The organism is Mycolicibacterium obuense (assembly GCF_055397605.1).
The window spans coordinates 2,979,666-2,998,988 of sequence record NZ_AP043663.1; the positions used below are offsets into that span (position 1 = coordinate 2,979,666).

Consider the following 19,323-nt stretch of genomic DNA (forward strand, 5'->3'; position numbering starts at 1 on the left):
GGGGCGACTCTTGAGCCAATCGACCGGCCGCCGACTTTATTCCGCTCGGCCCGGCGATGCGGGGTTCGGCTTCGCGCAGAAGGGGCACCCTGGCAGCGGATCGCCGACGCGGCGACCCGTGTCGAGAGAGGACTCCGCGCTTATGACGATGCCCAGCGACGCTGCCGATTCCGTCGAGTCGGTCGGCTCGAACGACGGGCCGCGCGATCACGCGAGTGGTGAGGAGAGAGACACCGAGCACTCCGCGTACGTGGACGAAAACAACGTTCCCCACCCCGGTGAGGCCAACGAAGGGCGCTGACTCTCGCCACTTCCGGCTACGTCAGATACGTCCCGTGTCCCTCGATGACGAGGCCGTCGGCGAAGCAGAGAACTTCGTTGACGAGGTGACCTCGCTGGTTGCGGTAGTTGATGACGACGACGTCGATCCCTTCATAGACGGCCTCGACGGTGAAGTGCAGATCGGGGCGCTGACTCAGCGCGCGAATCCAGTAGTCGCGCAACGCCGCCTTGCCTTCGATCCGACCGCTGCTCGCCGGTACCACCTGCGCGGCGATCGGGGAGGTGAAGACGACCTCGTCGGCAAAATGGTCGAGCACGGCCTCGACGTCGTGGGCGTTCCACGCGTCGACCCATCGCTGGCTGAACGTTGCGACATCGATTGGCATGCGACACGCTAACGAGCCGAAACTCGGGCGTCTATCGGTTTTCTGCCGGCGAGCAGCCGACAGACACGCAGAGATGAGTGTGTTCGGGATCCGTCAGTGCGGCGCTGGGTTCTCCGCAGACCGGGCACGGCCGCAGCGCATCGGGAACAACCGTCCGGGGGACGAACCCATCCCTGGCGAGCAGCTGGAGGTGCAGTCGTCCCCGGCCCTCCGGCGGGTTCGGATGTCTGACGAACTCGAGGGCGGGGTCAGCTGTGCCGCCGTAACGCACGGACGTGTACTCAGGATGTTTGCGGATCAGCGGAGCGCCGACGAGTGCGGACCAGAATCGTCCGACGGTCAGCGGGTCCTCTGCGTGCGTGACCACCGCTGCGAGAGAACCAGATTGGCGGTACTCACGGCGCGGTTCCAGGATGCAGAACTCGTTTCCCTCGGGGTCGGCCATCACCCGCCACGGCACGTTCCCCTGACCGACATCGGCATCCAGCGCGCCGAGATCGAGGGCGCGCTCGATCAGGGCCGCCTGATGCTCCGGGGAGTCGGAGGCGAGGTCGATGTGCTGTCGATTCGCGCCGCTGTGCGACTGCACCGCCGGGACGAACCGCACGTCGGTGTTGCGACCGATGTCCATCGCGCAGCGCCCGGCGGTGGAGTCGACGGTCAGACGACGTTCGACCATTCGCGCCCAGAAATCACCGAGCCGCAGCGGGTCCCGCGATTCCACGACCACGGCAATGCGGTTGGCGCCCACGCCCCCGACGGTAATTCGCTCTCTCCTGAAATGGCAGCCCGAATGCCGACATACTGTTGTCGCGCCGCTCTCCGATGCTGTCGATATGACCGAGAACCGAGACACGATGACGACGAGCGGAGCAGCCGGCGACGCTGCGCTGGCGGTGTGGCTGACGATGTGGAACAGCGACGGCGAGATCGCCCGTCGAATCTGCACTGACGACTTCCGAATTCATTTTCTGAACTCCGAGGCGGACGGCTCGAATCCCGGCGATGACGTCGTGGGTGCTGACCAGTTCGCCGAGTACCTCGATGCCTATCGCCAACGGCACCCGGATGTGGTGTTCACCGAGGTGGCTCGGGCCACCGATGGTCTACACGGGCGACTGTTGTGGGATGTTCGCGCGGACGGGAATGCAGCCGGCGGGGTCGACGTCTTCGACGTCACCGAAGACGGTCTGATCCGAGAGGTCTGGTCGGTGGGCGGAACGCGGCCACATCGTCCCTGAGATCGGGAAGACTTGCGCCATGCGACGTGCGGAGAGGTTGTATGCACTGGTCGACCTCCTGCGGGGATCGCGCCGACCCATCTCTGCGGCACGTCTCGCCGACGAGTTCGAGGTGTCGAAGCGGACGATCGAGCGAGACATCCAGTCGCTGCAACTCGCCGGTGTCCCGATCTACGCCGATCGCGGTGTGGCAGGGGGATATTCGATCCTTCGAGAGCATTCCTTGCCGCCGTTGAACCTCACGGTCACCGAATCGCTGGCAGTGCTCGCCGGGCTCGCTCTACTGGAGACCTCACCCTATGCCGCGGCAGCACGACGGGCGCGGGCCAAGGTCCTCGCGATCAGCCGGGAGGATCAATTGGCGCCGGTCGACGAAGCGTTGGCCACCATGTTCGTCATCGATTCCGGACCTCCGACCGAGGCGGCCATCGCCCTCGTTCCCGAAGCGATCGCCGCCCGTAGGGTGGTACGGCTGGAGTACATCGCCGACGACGGTGAAACTCACACTCGCCGAGACGTCGAGGCGATGGGATTGCTGCGCGGGGGCGACTCCTGGCTGTTCGTCGGCTGGTGCCGGCTGCGGCACGGAATTCGTGGCTTTCACCTCGACCGCATTCGGCACCTGCAGATCACCGACGAGAACTTTCCCGAGCGGGACCCCGCTGTGCTCGAGGCCGACCTGTCGCGGTGGCGCACTCGGCGGCTCGGGTGAGGACGTCGCATCGTCGCTCTGACCACTAGAATCGGGCGCGTGACCGAGCAGACGCCGTGCTGGGAGATGGCTTCGGCGCCCTGCGCTCGGCTGCCCGGGGTGAGCTCGATGATGGGTTACCGGGCCGTCGACGTACCGGATGGCACGCACCTCGGCATGCCCTCGGCGAGCCTGACATTCATCGTCAGCGCCGACGACGGTGTCGAGGCCGCTGCCGATGCCGGCCAGCTGCCGCTGGCTCGCCCGCAGCGCGTGATACTCGGCGGACTGCACGTGCGCGCCAGCCATGTTCGACAGCGTCGCGGGCAGGCCGGCGTCCAGCTCGCGGTGCACCCGCTGGCGGCGCGCGCCCTGTTCGGTGTTCCGGCCGCCGAACTCAGCGTCGATGACTTCGACGGGTCGGCCGTCCTCGGCGCGGTGGCAACCGAGCTGAGTGATCGGGTGGCCGAGGCGACATCCTGGCAACGGGCCTTCGGTGTTGTCGCCGACTTCGTGCAGCGCCGCTCGGATGGCCGGGACGACGTGCGACCGGAACTGCACCATGCCTGGCGAATGTTGCGATGCAGCGGTGGACGGGTGTCGGTGGCCACGGTGGCCGCCGAGGTCGGTCTGACGCCCCGACACCTGGGCACGTTGTTCCGCCGCGAGGTCGGGCTCGCCCCCAAGGCCGTCGCCCGGTTGATGCGCTTCGAAACGGCGACGGCACGGATCGCTCGACGGGTCGCCGAAGGCGGCTGCGTCGACCTCGCCGGCGTCGCAACCAGCACGGGGTTCTCCGATCAAGCGCATCTGAGCGCCGAGTTCGTCGCGTTCACCGGCCTGCCGCCGCGGAAGTGGATCGGCGCGGAGTTCCGAAACATCCAAGACGGCGGCCACCGGATGTCCGATCCTGACAACCATGACCCTGTCGAATCCGGCCGTCTGGCCGACACTGCAAGCCCATGACGCACCCGCGCTGATCGACTATCTCGTGGATACCTTCGGCTTTGTCGTGGGCGCCCGCTACGGCGACGGCGACCGCGTGGACCACGCACAGTTGAACTGGCCGGAGGGCACCGGCGGGCTGATGATGGGCAGCTACAAACCGGGCAACGACTGGTGCCGCGAACCCGGCAGCGCTGGCGCCTACATCGTCACCGCGGACGTGGACGCACTGTATGCGCGGGTGCAGGCCCACAACGCCGACGTCACGCGACCGCTCGGCTCCACGGATTACGGATCGCGAGAATTCGCCGTTCGGGATCCGGAGGGCAACCTGTGGAGTTTCGGCACCTATGCCGGTGAACCACGGCAGAGCTGAGACCGAACGCAGCCATCCCGTTTAGGTGCGTCCGTACCGGGAAGCCGGGCGGTCGAACCAATGAGCCCGACCGACGGGCTCGTTCGTCGACGAGGGGATGCGATGGCAGCCGACCGTGGAGCCAAGGAAACCATCAAGAGCGTCGTCAAGGACGCGAAGGACAAGGTGGTCGAAGCCGCCGAGCGGCTACAGCAGCACAGCCCGAAGTACATTCCCGGCGCGCCCGGCCCGGAACCGGCGCCGTTCGAGGAGCCGACCGACGTTCGCGAACCGCTACCGCCGAAACCGGACCAGGGTGGGCCCGAGTTACGCACTGCGACGGGCCTTTCCGTCGGCGGCGGCCAGACAGCACGCGGGCAGCAGGGCGAGTACCTCACGACCGCGCAGGGTGCCCGTCTCTACGACACCGATCACTCGCTCAAGGCAGGGCAACGCGGGCCGACGCTGCTACAGGATCACCACCTGCGAGAGAAGATCACCCATTTCGACCACGAGCGCATTCCCGAGCGTGCGGTGCACGCCCGCGGCGCGGCGGCGCACGGTTTGTTCCGCGGCAACGGCGCCGCCGAGAAGATCTGCCCGGCGGCCTTTTTGAGATCGGGTGCGGAAACCGATGTCTTCGTGCGCTTTTCGACGGTGTTGGGTTCCCGCGGTTCGGCCGACACCGTGCGGGACACTCGTGGCTTCGCCACCAAGTTCTACACCGACGAGGGCACTTTCGACCTGGTGGGCAACAACATCCCGGTCTTCTTCATCCAGGACGGCATCAAATTCCCCGACGTCGTCCATGCCGCCAAGCCGCACCCTGACCGCGAGATCCCGCAGGCGCAGAGCGCACACGACACCTTCTGGGACTTCGTGTCGTTGCACACCGAGGCCCAGGCGCACACCATGTGGAACATGTCCGACCGAGGCATTCCGCGGTCGTACCGGATGATGGAGGGTTTCGGTGTCCACACCTTCCGGTTGACCGGCCCCGATGGTTCGACGTCGCTGGTGAAGTTCCACTGGAAGCCACGGCTCGGCGTGCACTCCCTGGTGTGGGAAGAGGCACAGATCGCGGCCGGGATGGATCCCGATCTGCATCGCCGCGACCTGGCCGACGCGATCGAGAAGGGCGCCTACCCCGAGTGGGATCTCGGCGTGCAGGTGATGCCGGATTCCCCGGACCAGATGTTCGAGGGAATCGACCTGCTCGACCCCACGAAGATGGTGCCCGAGGAGCTCGCGCCGGTTCAGATCATCGGAACGATGGAGCTGAATCGCAACCCCACCAACTACTTCGCAGAAACCGAACAGGTGGCGTTCCATCCCGGACATCTGGTGCCCGGCATCGACGTCACCGACGATCCGCTGCTGCAGGCCCGGCTCTTCTCCTACCTGGACACCCAGCTGAGCCGCCTCGGTGGGCCGAATTTCGGCCAGATTCCGATCAATCGCCCACATGCACCGGTCAACGACATGCTTCGCGACGGCTTTCACCAGCACGGTGTACATCCGGGAGTGGCTCCCTACCAACCGAATTCACTCGACGGTGGGTGCCCGTTCTTCGCCGGCGCAGGTACCGGTGCGTTCATCGAGGCGCCCGCGGTCGTGGCCGAGTCGACGAAGGTCCGTGCGGCACCGGCCTCCTACGACGACCACTACAGCCAGGTCACACTGTTCTACCGGAGCCTCACTCCCGTCGAGCAGGCACACATCGCCGAGGCCTACACCTTCGAGCTCGGCAAATGCTACGAGCAGGCGATCAAGGAGCGACAGCTGGCGGTGCTGGCGAACATCGACGCCGATCTGTGCGCGACCGTCGCGGCGGAACTTGGCTTGGAGGCGCCGGCCGCCACCACGCCGCCCGCTGCGCCGTCGCAGCTCAGCCCGGCAGTGTCGCAGGTGGGGGAGCGCTGGCCGGTGGAGGGCCGCAACGTCGGCATCCTCGTTGGTCCGGACTCCGACATCAGCGATGTGTCGACCGTTGTCGAGGCGCTCGGGGCAGCGAAACTGGTGCCCCTGGTGATCGCCCCGCACGGCGGTGCGCTGACGAATGGTGATCAGAGCGTGCCGATCTCGCGGACGTATGCCACCGCGCGGTCTATCGAGTTCGACGCCGTGGTGATCGCGGGTTCGGCGGCAGCAGTGCAGGCCAAGATCCTTGTCGATGAGGCGTTCCGACACTTCAAGGGAATTGCCGTGCTGCCGCAGGGTGCCGACCTGCTCGTCCGCGCGGGTGCTACCGACGGCGCCGAGGGCGTGCTCAGCGGATCGGATGCGTCAGCGCTGGCGGCCTCCCTGATCGAGAGCATGGGCGAACACCGCGTGTGGGATCGCGCCATCATTCTCAGCTGAGGAGTCGGATCACCGACATTCCCTCAGACGTCACAAATTTCCGAGTCTCAAGGAGACCTCACCGGGTATCGCACCCTGTGTACAGCGGCTTACAGATGAAGGAGGCGGGACATGGCGTCAGGCGTGGCAACGGTGTGGTTACCGGTCAAGGACATGAAGCGCGCGTTGAGCTTCTATGGTGACACACTCGGTCTCGAGGTGAAGAAGGAAACGGACGAGTGGTCTGAGCTGGATGCCAACGGACTGATGATCGGTCTGAACGCCCGTGAGTCGTCCGGAGCGGACGGAAGTGGCGGCGCGCTGCTCACTTTCCAACCCGACGGCGGAATCGAGGATGAGGTCTCTCGGCTGAGGGGCGAAGGGGTTTCCTTTGCCGGTGATATCAGCGATCACCCGTGGGGTCGGATCGCGACGTTCAAAGACTCTGAGGGCAACGATCTACAGGTGTACGAACCGCCGTCTGAGTGATGTGCAGGAACACGGTTTTGGGTGATCGAAACGGTTGCTCGCCGCCCCGGTCACCGGGAGAGTGGACCCATGCCTGATGCAAAAGCCCACAACACGGACACCACCGCGGGACTGGCCCCTTTGGCCGACCACCTCGAGAAGGTCGCAGAGCGACTGGGCGTGAAATCGGTTCTGGTGATGCGCTCAGAGGCCGACTCGATGGTGGTCGCCGCCACGGCCGGGGAAGCCACCCAGCATTACACCGTCGGCGCGGCCGGGAAGAAGGCGCTGGATGACGCTTCGCGCGTTCCGTTGTATTGCGAGCGGGTCGTCGACGGCGACCGCGCCGTGTTCGTCCGTGACTCCCGCGACGATGCCACCTTCGCCGGTAACGAGGACGAAGTGGAGTTCGGACTGCACAACTATCTCGGTGTGCCCGTTCACGATGGTGCCGGACACGTCGTCGGAACCGTCTGTGTGCTCGACGACAACTCGCGTGACTACACCGACGAGGAACGCGCGCAGCTCTCGGAGTTGGCGTCAGAGGTGGAGCGGATCGTCGAGGAGGACGGCGGTGCACTGAGCTGAGGTCGCACGGCCGACGGCGACTACCGCACCGACGCGCGACCCCGTATGCGGCCGAGAATCACGAGGGTCACGAGCGTGACCGCGAGCAGCAGCGTGGTGCTCGCCGCGGCCTCGAAGACCTGACCGCGGTCAGTCAGCCCGAAGATGGTCACCGGCAACGTCTTCCAGGTCGCGGGATACACCATCACGGTGGCGCCGAGCTCACCCATCGACAGGGCCACCGCGAGTCCGGCCGCCGCACCGAGTGCCGGCAGAAGCAGGGGGAGCGTCACCTGCAGCAGAACGCGCGCTGGACCCGCACCGAGTGATTCAGCCGCCTGTCGGTACGCGGGGTCGAGGCGATCGAGCGCCGCCGATACGGCGCTGAAGGCGAACGCCAGCACCAGCACCGTGTGCGCGAGGATGACGATCCACTTCGTTCCACCGAGCAGCAGCGGCCGCTCGTTGAAAGCGATCAGTACACCGAGCCCGATGGCGACCGACGGCACGGCGATGGGCAGATGGAACACCGCATCGGTGATCCGTCGTAGCCATGACGGCACGTCCCGGGCGGCCAGCGCCGCCCACGTCCCGGCCGTCACGGCAAGGGCACCGGCGAGCACCGCCGTCTGCAGGCTCACCGACAGGCTCGCGAGGTCTTCGCCGGACAGTGCCGTGCCGTACCTCGCGAATCCGAGATCCGACGGCAGCGGGCCGGTCCATGATCCCGCCAGGCCGGCCACCACGACCGTCCCGAGCGGCAGCACGAACACCACGGCGACGACGAGCCCGAACAGCGCGAGTGTCAGGCGCCTACTGCGCGCGCTCCACAGCAGCATTGTCGTCCCCCCTCCGCGCGGTCAGCCGGGCGAACACGATGCGGTACAGCGCGTACAGCGCCAGCGACACCATCACCTGCACTGAGGCGATCACCGCAGCTCCCGGAAGGTCGAACGTCACGATGCCACGGGTGTAGACGAGCACGGGGAGTGTGATCACACCTTTGGCTCCGGTGAACAACACGATGCCGAATTCGTTGAGCGTCAACAACAGAACAAGGCTCCCGCCGGCGGCGAGCGCGGGCCAGGCCTCGGGCAGCACGATCGATCGCAGCACCGTCCATGGCGACGCCCCCAGGCTCGCTGCCACGTTCAGGTGAGCCCGGGGGATGAGCGAGAACGCCGCCAGCAGTGGGCGCACCACGAACGGCGTGAAGAAGGTGATCTCTGCGGCGATTACGCCCGCCGGCGTGTACAAGAAGTCGAGCAACGGCTCGGGTGACTCGCCCGCGATCGCTGACACCGCCGCATTGACGGCACCGGCCGTGCCGTAGAGGAATGTGAACGCCAGCGTGATCAAGAACGACGGCAGCGCCAGCACCGTATCGATGAGCCGGCCCACCACCGTCGAACCGGGAAACGGAACGAACGCGAGCACTACGGCCACGAACAGACCGAGCACCAGGCAGCCGGCCGTCGACGCCGTCGCGATGGCGATGGTCCGCCACAGAGCGTCGCGGAACAGCTGCGAACCGAGTACGTCACTCCACGATCCACTGAGGGACTCGGAGAACACCCGCACCAGCGGGTAGCAGGCGATCATCAGCACCAGCGTCAGCGGGGGCAGTAGCCACAGCCATGCGCGCGACTGTGGCGCCGGCCGGGTCGTAGTGTCCGTTACCTCGAGAATTGTTGTCACGCCGAGTGTCCCGATGAGACCAGCACACCGGCGGGCTCTGGCAGCCGCAGTCCGACGACACTGCCATGTTCGAACGGCGTGTGGCCCGGCACGTCCACCTGCACCGCGACGTCGGGGAGAGAGTCGAGCGCCAGGACCAAGCGGGTGACGGCACCGCGCCACACCGCGGCCGACACCGTGGCGGTCAGCGCGTTGCGTTCGCGGGTGGACACGACGTGGAGGGCGTGCGGCCGCACGCACAGCAGGGCGGGCGAGCCGGGCGCCCATTCGGGCTGGCCGATCTCGGGATACGGCGCTTCAGCGTTGACGGTGCGCGAACCCACGCTCACCAGGGCTGAGGTACCACTGACGCGTCCGACGGTGCACGGCAACAGGTTCGCCCCGCCGAGGAAGGCTGCGGTGAAGCTGCTGGGCGGACGCTTCCAGAGGTTCTCCGTGGTGTCGACGTCGACGAGACGAGCGTTGTTCATCACCACGATGCGATCCGCCAGCGCGAGCGCCTCGGACTGATCGTGGGTGACGTAGAGCATCGCCGTCTCGGGCAGCGCCTCCTTGAGCCGCTGCAGTTCGGTCAACATCGACTGGCGCAGCGCTGCGTCGAGCGCCGCCAACGGTTCGTCGAGCAGGAGCACGGCCGGTCGGATCGCCAGCGCGCGGGCGATCGCCACGCGCTGCTGCTGTCCCCCCGAGAGCTCGCGCGGTAGCCGCGATCCGAAGCCGCCCATGCCGACCATCTCCAACACCTCGGCCACTCGCGGCGCGATCTCCCGACGAGTCGTCCGCTGCGCCCGCAGCCCGAAGGCGACGTTGTCGGCGACGGTCATGTGGGGGAACAGCGCGTAGGACTGCAGCACTACGCCGATCCCGCGCCGCGCCGGCGGCAGGTCGGTGACGTCACGGCCGGCCAGCCGTACCGAACCCAAGGTGGGGCGCACGAAGCCGGCGAGCGCCCCCAGCGCGGTCGACTTACCCGATCCGCTCGGGCCGAGCAGCGCGATCGTCTCCCCGCCCGCGACGCGCAACGAGAAGTCGACCAAGGCGGTGGTGGCCTTGCGGCCGCGGCCGTACGTCACACCGACGCGGTCGAACACGATCGCCGGCGTCGTCGCATCTGCCCGCGGCGTCTGCGTGCGGCGTCCGAGCGGACCCAGACGGGTCTGGGCCATGTCAGCTGCCCGTCGCCTTCTGGTACGCGGCGACGTCGGCGTCGAGGTCGGCGAGCACGGTGTTCCAGTCGGGCACCCATACGTCGACGCCCTGGAGGACGCCTGCGGGGGTGTCCGGCCCGGCTCCGCCGGAGGTCTTGAGCGCGTCGAGCACCGGCATGCCCAGGGCATCTGTCGGCACCGTCTTCTGGATGTCGTCCGAGATCAGGAAGCTCAGCAGCTTCTTGGCGTCGTCAGCATGTGGGGCGCCCGCGGTGACCCCGGCGACATAGGGCAGCGACACCGTCGTCCGCCGTCCTTCCGAGTCGGCGGGAATGAAGATCTCGAAGCGCGACTTGTCGTCCTTGATGGAGGCGAGGTTCATCTGCACGTCGCCGTTGGCCACCAACAGCTCACCGTTGCTCACCTTCGGCTGCAACTTGCCCGTCGACGAGGACGGGCCAACGTTGTTGGCCTGCAGCGCTTTCAGGTAGTCAAGAGCGGCTTGCTTGCCGCGCAGGTGCTGAAGCAGCACGAGCACAGCGGTGCCGTCGCCGGCCTGCCCCGGCGTGGAGTACTGCAGCTTGCCCTTGAATTCAGGACGTAGCAGATCATCCCAGGCGACCGGCTTGGGATCAGCGTCCGGGTTGGCGATGAAGCTCAGCGCATTGTCGACGATCGGTACGTACTGGGCTTGCGGCCCGACTTGGTCCGCGGCGATACCCGCGGTGTCGACGCCGCTGGGCTGCAACAGCTTCGACGCGGCGGCCCGCTGGATGAACGGCGGCAGTGTGACGAGGAGGTCGGCCTGCGGGTTCGACTGCTCCTTCTCCACTCGAGACACCACTTCGCCGGAGCCGGCCTCGACCACGTTGACATTGATGCCGGTCTGGTCGGTGAATGCCCTGAAAGTGCTGTCGTACCAGCTCCCCAGCCCATCGGCGCTGTAGACCGTCACCGTCGTCCCGCCGCCCGATCCGGAGGACCCCGTTCCGCCACATGCCGCGGTGAGCAGCGTGAGGGTGGCGGCGAGCAGCGCCGTCGCAGTGGTGCGCAGTGTCATGGATCAGCCTTTCAGGAGGAGGTCGGCGAAGTCGGACACGGTGGCGACGACGTGGGTGGCGCCCGCGGCGACGAGGCGGCGCTCGTCGTGAGCACCGGTGAGCGTGCCGGAAGCGATGGAACATCCGGCACGCAAGGCGCTTTCGACGTCGTTCGCGGTGTCGCCCAGCGCTGCGACAGCCTGCACACTGTCGGCGCCGGTGCGGATCAACGCGGTGAGGATGAGGTCGGGGAAGGGCCGGCCGCGGACGCCGTCGCCGGGGGCGAGCACGAGGTCGGCGATATCCTGCCACCCCAGTGCTTCGAGCAGTGCGGCTTGGGTGTCGGGGGAGAAGCCGGTGGTCAGCGCGACCCGAATGCCGTCGTCACGAAGCCGCCCGAGAGCGTCCGCGGCACCGGGGATCGGCTCGGCGCGCCCGGCGGCGATGAGTGACGCGTAGGCCTGCTCGAACGCCACGTTGGCACGTTGGGCCGTGGCCTCGTCGTCGAACAGGGCGCGGAACACCGTGATCTTGGATTGGCCCATCGTGTCCAGCACGTACTGCCGCGCATGCTCCCGGCGCGGTCCGTCGGCAGGCAGGCCGCCGGCCTCGGCAGCCGCCTCGAAGGCTTCGATCACCAGGCCGTCGTCGGCTACAGTCGTACCCGCCATGTCGATGACGGCTAGTTGAATAGTGTTGTTGTTCATCATAATCCGATCTCGTCTGCGGTCTGTTCGCCGATCACGGGACCGAGGGTCATCCCTCGGCCGCCGGGTCCCGTCACGACCCAGACGTCGCTGTCGCAGCGGCTTCGCTGGACGAGCTGGTCGGGGTCGAGGCACTGGCTGTAGACGCCGGCCCACCGCCGGCGCACGGGCGGCAGTCGCCGACCGAGGAGTTCTTCGACGACGTCGACGAGATAGGCATAAGGCGCCTCGTCCACGTCGAACGAGAACGGCTCCGCGTATTCGTGGGTGTCGCCGATGGTGAGACCACCGTGCGTGCGCTGGACGCAGAGCAGCTGCATGTGGTGCTCTGCGGCAACCGGGTGCTGACTCTCGCTGCGCCGTAGGGACTCCAGCGCATGGCCAGCGAATCCGGGGTAGTAGCGGAAGCTGTCACCATCGGCGATCGCGGTGGTCAAAGGCTCGTCGAGGGGATCGGTCTGCATCATCTGCAGCCGCACTCGACGCACCGGCAAGTCCCCGACCAGCTCGCGGACGAGGCCCCCGTGGGCGGCCCCGGCACACACGATGACGAGGTCGGCGTCGTGCACACCACCCCGGTCGTCGACCGTGCGGGTACCGATGATGGCGCGGGCCTCGGTGGCCGGGTGAAAGGTGTAGCGGCCACTGGCCTGTAGACGCTCACGCAGCGCGGGCAGGGCCTGACGGGATTCCACTGCGGCGTCGCGCTCGCAGTGCAGGGCCGCGAGGAACTTCCCGCGCAGCGCCGGGTTGATCGCGCGGGCCGCATCGGCATCGAGCAGCCGAAAACCCCGCTGCCGCGCATCGACACGGGCGCTGACCTCCTCGGCGACGGCCACTTCAGCGTCGGTTCGCAACAGGGTCAGCGATCCGCACGGGCGGAACCCGACCTCGGGCACTCGCGCCCCGATCTCTTCCCACAGCTGGCGGGATCTCAGACTGGCCTCGAGTTCGCCGGTCGATCGGCCAGAGACCCACACCAGACCGAAATTGCGCACCGTTGCGCCGCGCGCCTCGGCCTCCCGTTCGAGGTGAACGACCTCGTGACCGCGGCGGACCGCGTGCCAGGCGTGGGATGTCCCGAGGACTCCTCCGCCGATGATCGTGACCCGCATGGACATCGAGACAACCTTTCGTTGGCGTCGCCATCACAGCCCGCCGACAAAGGCGGCGGGTACAGAAGATGAACAATTGGTATAGACCAATCTAGGGTATGGTCTGGGTGTGACGAGCGGACCCGACGTGGTGAGTGCGGAAGTCGCCGACCTCCTGAGGTCGATGCGCGGGGTGTGGGACGAGGTCGACGTCGACGAATGGGACCACGCCTTGCAGTGCGCAGCTCGTGCACTGGACGACGACGCGGACGACGAGCTGGTTCTCGCCGCCGCGCTGCACGACATCGGCCACAGCCCACTGCTGGGCGGGCCGTGGGTGGCAGATCACTCGAAGTTGGCCGGCGATTGGCTGCGGCCACGTTTCGGAGAGCGGGTGGCCTGGCTCGCCGGTGCTCACGTAGCCGCCAAGCGTCACCTCGCGGCGGTCGATGCCGACTACGGCGCCGCTCTGAGTCCGGTGTCCAAGATGTCGCTGTGTGAGCAGGGGGGCTCCGCTGTCGACCCCGCGTTCGCCGCGCACCCGTGGTGCGCGGATGCGTTGCAACTCAGGAGATTCGACGACGCCGCGAAAGTTCCCGGTGCCCGCACCGCGTCGCTCGACACTGTCCTGGCTATCGCACGGCGGCTGGCACGATGAGCCTGCCGAAGCCGTATATCGTACGTACGGGCCTTGACGAGATCCTTGCCGGCCTGAGCGAAGGCGACGCGTTCCCGCCAGAACGCGAATTGGCGTTGCGGTTCGGCGTCGCCCGCGACACGGTCCGCCAAGCCGTGCACGAACTCCTCGTCGAGGGCCGCATCGAACGACGCGGCCGAGGCACGGTGGTCTCGAGACCCAAACTCGTCCAGCCGTTGTCGTTGAAGTCCTACACCGAAGGCGCGCAGCGGATGGGCCGCGTCCCCGGGCGTCTGCTGGTGAGCTGCGAGAGGGTCACCGTCGACGCCGGGATCACTGCCGCGCTCGACGTCGCACCGACCGCGCGGGTCATGCATCTGGAAAGGGTACTGCTCGCCGATGGTGCGCGGATCGGCCTGGAGAGCAGCTACTTACCCTTGCACCGATTCGCCTCCCTCCTACAGACTTTCGATCCGACCACCTCTCTGTACGCGGCGATCCGCGAGCGCGGAGTGGTGTTCGGCGAGGCGACCGAGCGCATCGAGACGGTGCTGCCGACGCCGCGTGAGGCAGGGCTGCTGGAGTCCACCACGGCGATGCCGATGTTGCTCCTCAACCGCCGCTCGGTGGACACCGACGGCTGTCCGATCGAGGTCGTGCGGGCGCTGTATCGCGGCGACCGGGTTGCCTTCGAGGCGACGCTCACTGATCGGTGAGCGGTGCGAGGCCTCCATGAAGTTATTTGCCGAACACGCTAAAAAACTTGCGGAGGTAGGACTTTACATCCGCTGACGTCTCTTCGTCGGTTGCCGGAACATCCATCTTCTGTGCCCTAGGCTCGGGAGCGCACGGGGCACCACGCATCCCCGGTGCGCCGTACCAGGTCAGCAGGCATGGAGGGAGAGGTCGGTGCTCAGGCTGATCGAGACATTGGCCGCGTCGCTCGACCCTGTCTCACTCGTGCGCCGCGCCGCGGAGCAGATGTGTCTGTACACCCCGGCCGCGTCCGGGGCCGGGATCGCGCTCTGCGATCCCGCTGACGCCGACCAACTGCGATTTGTCGCCGCCCATGGATCCGTGTCCAGCCTTCTGGGCCATGTCATTCCCCGCTCGGGAACGTTTCTGGACAGGTCGATGCTGTCAAGGGCTACCGAGCTGACTCACGATATCGCGACCGACTGCCGAGTGTCGCTGAACACGAGAGCCATTGCCGCAGCACTCGATATCCGCTCATGGATCGTGACGCCGCTGCTACACAACGATGTTGCGATAGGGGCGATGTCTGTCGTTGCGCGCGAACCCGATGCTTTCGACAGCGCGGCCATCGAGGCGATCACATCACTGAGCAACTTCGTCGGTGCCCTCATCAACAGCCAGTCGGAGTTGGCCGCCCTCTTCGGCGATCTGTACGCACAGCAAGACAGCGGGCGGTCATCGAGTTCATTCGTCGCGAGCACGGAGGGCTTCGTGGCCAAGCTGCTCTATCCGGACAGGATCGAGGAGGACGCGACCGCTCACCGAATCGACGACCTGTTCGCCCCGGGCGCGCTGATACCGGCCTTCCAGCCCATCGTCGACCTGCGCACCCGAAAGGTCGTGGGCTACGAGGCCTTGAGTCGATTCCCGGAGGCGTCCGAACGCAATGTCCAGGAATGGTTCGACTTCGCACGCCACGCCGGACGGGGAATCGAACTCGAGCTCCATGCTCTTCGAACGATTCTCGCAGCAGACGACGCCATCCCGGAGAACCTGCCTCTGGCGGTGAATCTCAGTCCGTTCGCGGCTGCTGACGCCGAGGTCCACGACATCCTGCTATCCGCCGGGCGCCCCTTGGTCATCGAACTCACCGAACACGAACGGTTCCCCGACGATGCTCTCGAGACACTGGCGCCGTTGCGCAAGGCGGGAATCGATCTCGCCATCGACGATGTCGGCGCCGGCTACTCGACCATGCTCCAGATTCTGCGGTTGCGTCCCGACATCGTCAAGATCGATGCCGAGTTCACCGCCGACGTGCACAACGACAGAGCGCGCCGCGTGCTGACCGCAGCAATTGTCCAACTCGCCCGCGAAATCAGCGCCGTCACAGTAGCTGAGGCCATAGAGACGAACAATCAGCTGCTCGCACTGCAACAATTGGGCGTCTCGCTGGGCCAGGGATATTTCCTGGGTCGTCCACAGTCCTCGTCCGAGATCAAGCGACGGGTTCGGCCCGGGTCATAGCTCATTCGCCCAGAGCACGGGGGAGTGCCGCGCGAGAAGCTACGCCGTGTCTTTGTCATCGTCGCGGTGCGCGGCTTCGATGACTTCGGGCGGAACCGGCTTCTGCAGCCATGCCCGCATCCGCACCAATCCCGCCGCGACAGTACCGACAGCAATCACCCCGATGATGACCCAGACCACAGCGGACATGCCCTCATTCTCCACCTCCGAGGCACGAGCCGAGCGGAAACCCGCGGACCCGAGTCAGCAACGATCAAGGCGAACAGTCATCGCTCATCCACGCGCCATCACCGCGATAGCCTGGGCGCGTGCATTCCCTTCTGCTTCGGAGCGCGCCGCTGCTGGTGACGCCGGTGCTGCTGGGGGTGAGCACATTCCCCGGTGAGTTCCGGGTCGCGCCGTCCTTCTGGCTGCTGAGCTGTCTTTCGGCAGTGGTCTTCCTCTTCGGGGCGCGGTGGCCGCTGCCGGTGACGCTCATTCTCTCGGCGCTGGCGGTTCCCATGTTCGCCGCTCAGGCCTGGGGGCTGTCCGGGCTGGTGCCCTACCTCGGGGCGGTGGCGCTCGCTGAACTGACCGCTCGCACCGAGCGTGATGCAGTGGTGGCTGTCGGCGCCCTCGGATGGCTGACTGCCTTGGTGCTCGGTGTCGCGCTCGACGATCACGCACAACGCTGGAGCGCCGCCGACATCACGACGGTGATCGCGGCTTTCGGTTTGCCTCTACTCCTCGGGCTCTTCCTGCGCAGCCAACGTGAGATCCGGGCTACCGCGGAAGCGGAGATCCGAGCGCAGGAACGCGGCGCGATGGCCCGCGAATTGCACGATCTGGTCGCCCACCACATGGCGTCCATCGCGTTGCGAGCCGGCGTCGCCGAGCACGTCCTGGCTGACGCTGATTCGCGGGTCATCGAAGTGCTCGACGATGTGCATCGCACCGCGACCGACGCACTCACCGATATCCGCCGTTGGCAGACGGCGCTGCGGGACCCGGCATTGCACGAGGTGCCGATGGTGGAACCCGGTGCTCTCTGGGACGAGGTCGACGCATCGGTGCGGCGCACCCGCGCGGCGGGCTTCATGGTGCAGACCGAGATCGATCGCACGATCGCTGGACTGGACGCGATGGCGCGTCTCACGGTGCTGCGGGTGACGCAGGAAGCGCTGACCAATGTGATGAAACATGCCGACCCAGAAGGCCAGGTGATGGTCACGATCGGACTCGACAACGGTGGCGTGGAGATCGCCGTCGACAGTGTCGGGGGCGACGAACCGGGCAGCGGCCTCGGGCTCATCGGAATGTCGGAGCGAATGGCCATCGTCGGCGGCAGATTCGCTGCGGGCCGCGGTGAACGGGGTTGGGAGGTGCGGGCATGGCTACCCGTGTCCTGATTGCTGACGACCAGCGCCTGATCCGAGCCGGCCTGAAAATGCTCTGCGAGTCGACCGACGACATCGATGTGGTCGGCGAGGCGGCCGATGGCGCGGAGGCGGTTCGCTTGGCTGCGGAGCTACGACCGGACGTCATCCTGATGGACCTGCGGATGCCTGGCGTGGATGGCATCACGGCCATCGAGCTCGTGCTCTCCGCTCGGGCAGACACGAAGATATTGGTGCTCACCACCTTTGACGACGATGATCACCTGTACCCGGCGCTGTCGGCCGGAGCCGCGGGTTTCCTGGTGAAGGACACTGATCCCGACGAGCTGATCGGCGCCGTGCGCCGGGTGGCCGACGGCGACTTCGTCCTGTCACCGCATGTGTTGCAACGCGTGGTATCTCAGGCCGTGTCAGCGCGCAGTTTCGGACGTCGCGACCCGGTGGAACTGACGGCGCGAGAGGCGGATGTGCTCCCTCTGGTGGTGGAGGGCCTGTCGAATCAAGAGATCGCCGACCGCCTGCACGTGGGCGTCACCACGGTCAAGACCCATGTGGGAAATCTGATGGACAAGCTGGGCGCCGGAAACAGGGTGCAACTCGCGGTGTTCGGCTATCAGCGCATGGCGTGACCCGTCATCGCGCCCGTCGCCCGCGCTCCGCCGGGTTGCTGCCCGGGGTTCAGCACCAGGAATTGGCCCATCATGCCTTGGTCCTCATGCAGGGCGAGATGGCAGTGGTACATGTAGGGCCAGACGGGATCGGTGTAATCGGAGAATCGGACGGCGAGCCGAATCCGTTGCCCCGGCGGCGTGTACACGGTGTCCTTGAACCCGGCGAGGTGCGGCGGCGGTGGCGCACCGTCGATGTCGACGATCCGGAACTGGGTGTCGTGTACATGGAAGTTGTGTGGCCAGTTGTCGACATTGCGCACCGTCCAGATCTCGTCGGTGTCGACCACAGCGTGGAAGTCGATGCGATTCATGTCCATCCGTTGTCTGTTGATCATGAACCACTGCAGCTCGAAATCTCGCTTGACCGCCGCATCCACGTCCGGCAGTGGGGGCAGCGTGGCCAGTGCAGCCGGGGGAGTGCCGCCCGGTCGAAGATTCTGTTCAGCGTGCACCTCCAGGATGACGAAGGTGTCATCGACACCGAAGCGGTCGGCCTCCTCGGACTCCAGACCGGCCCGGTTCTCGATCGGAAATGACTGCAGGACAGCGGATTCACCGGGTTCACAGGTCAGGACGATCTCGGCGCGTTCGCCCGGGCTCAGTTGGATCCGGGTTGCCGGCACCGGTTCCGCGAGGAGACCGCCGTCGCCGGCGACGATGTGGAAGGTCCGCCCGTCGGCGAACCCCAGGTTGTAGAGTCGCCCGCCTGACCCGTTGAGCATGCGGAGCCGTGTGCGCTGCGTACCGACCGTGAGATGTGCTCCCACAATGCCATTGGTCACGATGGTGTCCCCGAGGAGCCCGACGTCGGTCGGGTCGGCTTCGTCGAGTGCGCCGCTCGCGGTGAAGCGGCGGTCCTGGATGACCAGCGGGATGTCATCGACTCCGTAGTCCTGGGGCAAACCCGTCGCGATCTCGTCGTCGATCAGGAACATTCCGGCCAGACCCCGGTACACGTGCTTCTCCGTGGCACCGTGCGGATGCGGGTGATACCACAGCGTCGCGGCTGGCTGATCGATCATCCACCGCGGCTGCCAATGCCCGCCTACGGGCACTGTTTGGTGTGGGCCACCATCACATCGGGCGGGCACGTGCATTCCGTGCCAGTGCACCGTAGTCGGTTCGTCCAATGCGTTCTCGACCCGCACCGCCACCCGTTCACTGCGCCGCGCGCGCAGAGTCGGCCCGAGCACGGGACCGTTGAAACCCCAGGTGGCGGTGCGTACGCCTGGCAGCATCTCGGTCTCGCCGGTCATGGCCTTCAGGGTGAAGGTGCGAACGCCATCTGAGCCGAGCATCCCTTCGGCCAGAGGCGGGATGGGAAGCGGACGGGTGGACCGCTGCGCAACAGCGGTACGCGAGCACCCCAGGCTGAGGAGCACAGGGGTCGCGGCGAGACCGAACAGCAGTTGACGACGGGAAAGGGACGACACCTCACGAGTCTGCTGGGCCGG

General features: G+C 66.7%; 22 protein-coding genes. 12 read left to right on the forward strand and 10 right to left on the reverse strand.

Features of this window, described 5'->3' with window-relative positions:
- Nucleotides 1-317: 317 nt before the first annotated feature.
- Both ACZ50N_RS14175 and ACZ50N_RS14180 read right to left on the reverse strand, forming a co-directional pair.
- Complete coding sequence (locus tag ACZ50N_RS14175; protein WP_464473105.1) at nucleotides 318-668, reverse strand: nuclear transport factor 2 family protein; 351 nt, start codon at nucleotides 666-668, stop codon at nucleotides 318-320.
- A 31-nt stretch (nucleotides 669-699) separates the two neighbouring features.
- On the reverse strand, nucleotides 700-1,419 hold the full coding sequence (locus ACZ50N_RS14180) for a VOC family protein (RefSeq protein WP_464473106.1): 720 nt from the start codon (nucleotides 1,417-1,419) through the stop codon (nucleotides 700-702).
- Nucleotides 1,420-1,504: 85 nt separating this feature from the next.
- Here ACZ50N_RS14180 and ACZ50N_RS14185 point away from each other — a divergent pair, with 85 nt between their 5' ends.
- From ACZ50N_RS14185 to ACZ50N_RS14215, 7 genes are all read left to right on the forward strand, one after another.
- On the forward strand, nucleotides 1,505-1,909 hold the full coding sequence (locus ACZ50N_RS14185) for a nuclear transport factor 2 family protein (RefSeq protein ID WP_073684134.1): 405 nt from the start codon (nucleotides 1,505-1,507) through the stop codon (nucleotides 1,907-1,909).
- A gap of 19 nt (nucleotides 1,910-1,928) precedes the next feature.
- Entirely contained in the window at nucleotides 1,929-2,621 is a 693-nt protein-coding gene (locus ACZ50N_RS14190; protein ID WP_048422458.1) for a helix-turn-helix transcriptional regulator, read from the forward strand.
- Nucleotides 2,622-2,729: 108 nt separating this feature from the next.
- Nucleotides 2,730-3,566: an AraC family transcriptional regulator gene (locus ACZ50N_RS14195; RefSeq protein WP_464475640.1), complete on the forward strand. Its 837-nt coding sequence runs from the start codon at nucleotides 2,730-2,732 to the stop codon at nucleotides 3,564-3,566.
- Complete coding sequence (locus ACZ50N_RS14200) at nucleotides 3,520-3,921, forward strand: VOC family protein (protein WP_464473107.1); 402 nt, start codon at nucleotides 3,520-3,522, stop codon at nucleotides 3,919-3,921. The genes ACZ50N_RS14195 and ACZ50N_RS14200 overlap by 47 nt, the downstream gene beginning before the upstream one ends.
- 102 nt (nucleotides 3,922-4,023) lie before the next feature.
- Nucleotides 4,024-6,261 carry a catalase gene (locus tag ACZ50N_RS14205; RefSeq protein ID WP_464473108.1) on the forward strand — a complete coding sequence of 746 codons (2,238 nt, stop codon included), beginning with the start codon at nucleotides 4,024-4,026 and terminating at the stop codon, nucleotides 6,259-6,261.
- 111 nt (nucleotides 6,262-6,372) lie between these two features.
- A complete protein-coding gene (locus ACZ50N_RS14210) occupies nucleotides 6,373-6,729 on the forward strand; it encodes a VOC family protein (RefSeq protein ID WP_464473109.1) in 357 nt (118 codons plus the stop codon).
- 69 nt (nucleotides 6,730-6,798) lie between these two features.
- Nucleotides 6,799-7,296: a GAF domain-containing protein gene (locus ACZ50N_RS14215; RefSeq protein WP_277243896.1), complete on the forward strand. Its 498-nt coding sequence runs from the start codon at nucleotides 6,799-6,801 to the stop codon at nucleotides 7,294-7,296.
- Between the two features lie 20 nt (nucleotides 7,297-7,316).
- Here ACZ50N_RS14215 and ACZ50N_RS14220 read toward each other — a convergent pair whose 3' ends face one another.
- From ACZ50N_RS14220 to ACZ50N_RS14245, 6 genes are read right to left on the reverse strand one after another with little or no spacing between them, the layout of a single operon-like run.
- Nucleotides 7,317-8,114 (reverse strand): ABC transporter permease, encoded by a 798-nt coding sequence (locus ACZ50N_RS14220; RefSeq protein ID WP_464473110.1) that lies wholly within the window; start codon nucleotides 8,112-8,114, stop codon nucleotides 7,317-7,319.
- Nucleotides 8,089-8,973, reverse strand: a complete 885-nt coding sequence (locus ACZ50N_RS14225; protein WP_464473111.1) for a 2-aminoethylphosphonate ABC transporter permease subunit — start codon at nucleotides 8,971-8,973, stop codon at nucleotides 8,089-8,091. Before ACZ50N_RS14225 ends, ACZ50N_RS14220 begins: the two co-directional genes overlap by 26 nt.
- Nucleotides 8,970-10,139, reverse strand: coding sequence for an ABC transporter ATP-binding protein (locus tag ACZ50N_RS14230; protein ID WP_046362592.1), 1,170 nt, complete (start codon nucleotides 10,137-10,139; stop codon nucleotides 8,970-8,972). Before ACZ50N_RS14230 ends, ACZ50N_RS14225 begins: the two co-directional genes overlap by 4 nt.
- Nucleotide 10,140: 1 nt before the next feature.
- On the reverse strand, nucleotides 10,141-11,181 hold the full coding sequence (locus ACZ50N_RS14235) for a 2-aminoethylphosphonate ABC transporter substrate-binding protein (protein ID WP_046362593.1): 1,041 nt from the start codon (nucleotides 11,179-11,181) through the stop codon (nucleotides 10,141-10,143).
- Nucleotides 11,182-11,184: 3 nt separating this feature from the next.
- On the reverse strand, nucleotides 11,185-11,868 hold the full coding sequence (locus tag ACZ50N_RS14240; RefSeq protein ID WP_046362594.1) for a phosphonatase-like hydrolase: 684 nt from the start codon (nucleotides 11,866-11,868) through the stop codon (nucleotides 11,185-11,187).
- Nucleotides 11,868-12,983 carry a TIGR03364 family FAD-dependent oxidoreductase gene (locus ACZ50N_RS14245; RefSeq protein WP_464475641.1) on the reverse strand — a complete coding sequence of 372 codons (1,116 nt, stop codon included), beginning with the start codon at nucleotides 12,981-12,983 and terminating at the stop codon, nucleotides 11,868-11,870. Before ACZ50N_RS14245 ends, ACZ50N_RS14240 begins: the two co-directional genes overlap by 1 nt.
- Before the next feature lie 163 nt (nucleotides 12,984-13,146).
- Here ACZ50N_RS14245 and ACZ50N_RS14250 point away from each other — a divergent pair, with 163 nt between their 5' ends.
- From ACZ50N_RS14250 to ACZ50N_RS14260, 3 genes are all read left to right on the forward strand, one after another.
- On the forward strand, nucleotides 13,147-13,620 hold the full coding sequence (locus ACZ50N_RS14250; protein ID WP_464475642.1) for an HD family phosphohydrolase: 474 nt from the start codon (nucleotides 13,147-13,149) through the stop codon (nucleotides 13,618-13,620).
- The gene (locus tag ACZ50N_RS14255) at nucleotides 13,617-14,315 is read left to right on the forward strand and encodes a GntR family transcriptional regulator (protein WP_464473112.1); all 699 of its coding nucleotides are present in this window, start codon (nucleotides 13,617-13,619) and stop codon (nucleotides 14,313-14,315) included. Before ACZ50N_RS14250 ends, ACZ50N_RS14255 begins: the two co-directional genes overlap by 4 nt.
- A gap of 193 nt (nucleotides 14,316-14,508) precedes the next feature.
- The gene (locus tag ACZ50N_RS14260) at nucleotides 14,509-15,822 is read left to right on the forward strand and encodes a sensor domain-containing phosphodiesterase (RefSeq protein WP_464467934.1); all 1,314 of its coding nucleotides are present in this window, start codon (nucleotides 14,509-14,511) and stop codon (nucleotides 15,820-15,822) included.
- A 39-nt stretch (nucleotides 15,823-15,861) separates the two neighbouring features.
- On the opposite strand, the gene ACZ50N_RS14265 is transcribed toward ACZ50N_RS14260, so the two are convergent.
- Nucleotides 15,862-16,011 carry a hypothetical protein gene (locus ACZ50N_RS14265; RefSeq protein WP_164481781.1) on the reverse strand — a complete coding sequence of 50 codons (150 nt, stop codon included), beginning with the start codon at nucleotides 16,009-16,011 and terminating at the stop codon, nucleotides 15,862-15,864.
- 119 nt (nucleotides 16,012-16,130) lie between these two features.
- On the opposite strand from ACZ50N_RS14265, the gene ACZ50N_RS14270 reads away from it, so the two are divergent.
- Both ACZ50N_RS14270 and ACZ50N_RS14275 read left to right on the forward strand, forming a co-directional pair.
- Complete coding sequence (locus ACZ50N_RS14270) at nucleotides 16,131-17,210, forward strand: sensor histidine kinase (RefSeq protein ID WP_464473113.1); 1,080 nt, start codon at nucleotides 16,131-16,133, stop codon at nucleotides 17,208-17,210.
- Nucleotides 17,192-17,827: a response regulator gene (locus ACZ50N_RS14275; RefSeq protein WP_464475643.1), complete on the forward strand. Its 636-nt coding sequence runs from the start codon at nucleotides 17,192-17,194 to the stop codon at nucleotides 17,825-17,827. Before ACZ50N_RS14270 ends, ACZ50N_RS14275 begins: the two co-directional genes overlap by 19 nt.
- Here the strand turns inward: ACZ50N_RS14275 and ACZ50N_RS14280 are convergent.
- Nucleotides 17,812-19,302 (reverse strand): multicopper oxidase family protein, encoded by a 1,491-nt coding sequence (locus ACZ50N_RS14280; RefSeq protein ID WP_464473114.1) that lies wholly within the window; start codon nucleotides 19,300-19,302, stop codon nucleotides 17,812-17,814. The genes ACZ50N_RS14275 and ACZ50N_RS14280 overlap by 16 nt on opposite strands.
- Between the last annotated feature and the right edge of the window lie 21 nt (nucleotides 19,303-19,323).

What these genes read in the sequence shown, in the direction of transcription:
- ACZ50N_RS14245 (WP_464475641.1), bottom strand. Translation starts at nt 12,983, where the DNA reads ATGCGGGTCACGATCATCGGCGGAGGAGTCCTCGGGACATCCCACGCC.
- ACZ50N_RS14200 (WP_464473107.1), top strand. Translation starts at nt 3,520, where the DNA reads ATGACCCTGTCGAATCCGGCCGTCTGGCCGACACTGCAAGCCCATGAC.
- ACZ50N_RS14205 (WP_464473108.1), top strand. Translation starts at nt 4,024, where the DNA reads ATGGCAGCCGACCGTGGAGCCAAGGAAACCATCAAGAGCGTCGTCAAG.
- ACZ50N_RS14220 (WP_464473110.1), bottom strand. Translation starts at nt 8,114, where the DNA reads ATGCTGCTGTGGAGCGCGCGCAGTAGGCGCCTGACACTCGCGCTGTTC.
- ACZ50N_RS14250 (WP_464475642.1), top strand. Translation starts at nt 13,147, where the DNA reads ATGCGCGGGGTGTGGGACGAGGTCGACGTCGACGAATGGGACCACGCC.
- ACZ50N_RS14275 (WP_464475643.1), top strand. Translation starts at nt 17,192, where the DNA reads ATGGCTACCCGTGTCCTGATTGCTGACGACCAGCGCCTGATCCGAGCC.
- ACZ50N_RS14210 (WP_464473109.1), top strand. Translation starts at nt 6,373, where the DNA reads ATGGCGTCAGGCGTGGCAACGGTGTGGTTACCGGTCAAGGACATGAAG.
- ACZ50N_RS14175 (WP_464473105.1), bottom strand. Translation starts at nt 668, where the DNA reads ATGCCAATCGATGTCGCAACGTTCAGCCAGCGATGGGTCGACGCGTGG.
- ACZ50N_RS14265 (WP_164481781.1), bottom strand. Translation starts at nt 16,011, where the DNA reads ATGTCCGCTGTGGTCTGGGTCATCATCGGGGTGATTGCTGTCGGTACT.
- ACZ50N_RS14215 (WP_277243896.1), top strand. Translation starts at nt 6,799, where the DNA reads ATGCCTGATGCAAAAGCCCACAACACGGACACCACCGCGGGACTGGCC.
- ACZ50N_RS14195 (WP_464475640.1), top strand. Translation starts at nt 2,730, where the DNA reads ATGATGGGTTACCGGGCCGTCGACGTACCGGATGGCACGCACCTCGGC.
- ACZ50N_RS14255 (WP_464473112.1), top strand. Translation starts at nt 13,617, where the DNA reads ATGAGCCTGCCGAAGCCGTATATCGTACGTACGGGCCTTGACGAGATC.
- ACZ50N_RS14230 (WP_046362592.1), bottom strand. Translation starts at nt 10,139, where the DNA reads ATGGCCCAGACCCGTCTGGGTCCGCTCGGACGCCGCACGCAGACGCCG.
- ACZ50N_RS14190 (WP_048422458.1), top strand. Translation starts at nt 1,929, where the DNA reads ATGCGACGTGCGGAGAGGTTGTATGCACTGGTCGACCTCCTGCGGGGA.
- ACZ50N_RS14235 (WP_046362593.1), bottom strand. Translation starts at nt 11,181, where the DNA reads ATGACACTGCGCACCACTGCGACGGCGCTGCTCGCCGCCACCCTCACG.
- ACZ50N_RS14185 (WP_073684134.1), top strand. Translation starts at nt 1,505, where the DNA reads ATGACCGAGAACCGAGACACGATGACGACGAGCGGAGCAGCCGGCGAC.
- ACZ50N_RS14240 (WP_046362594.1), bottom strand. Translation starts at nt 11,868, where the DNA reads ATGAACAACAACACTATTCAACTAGCCGTCATCGACATGGCGGGTACG.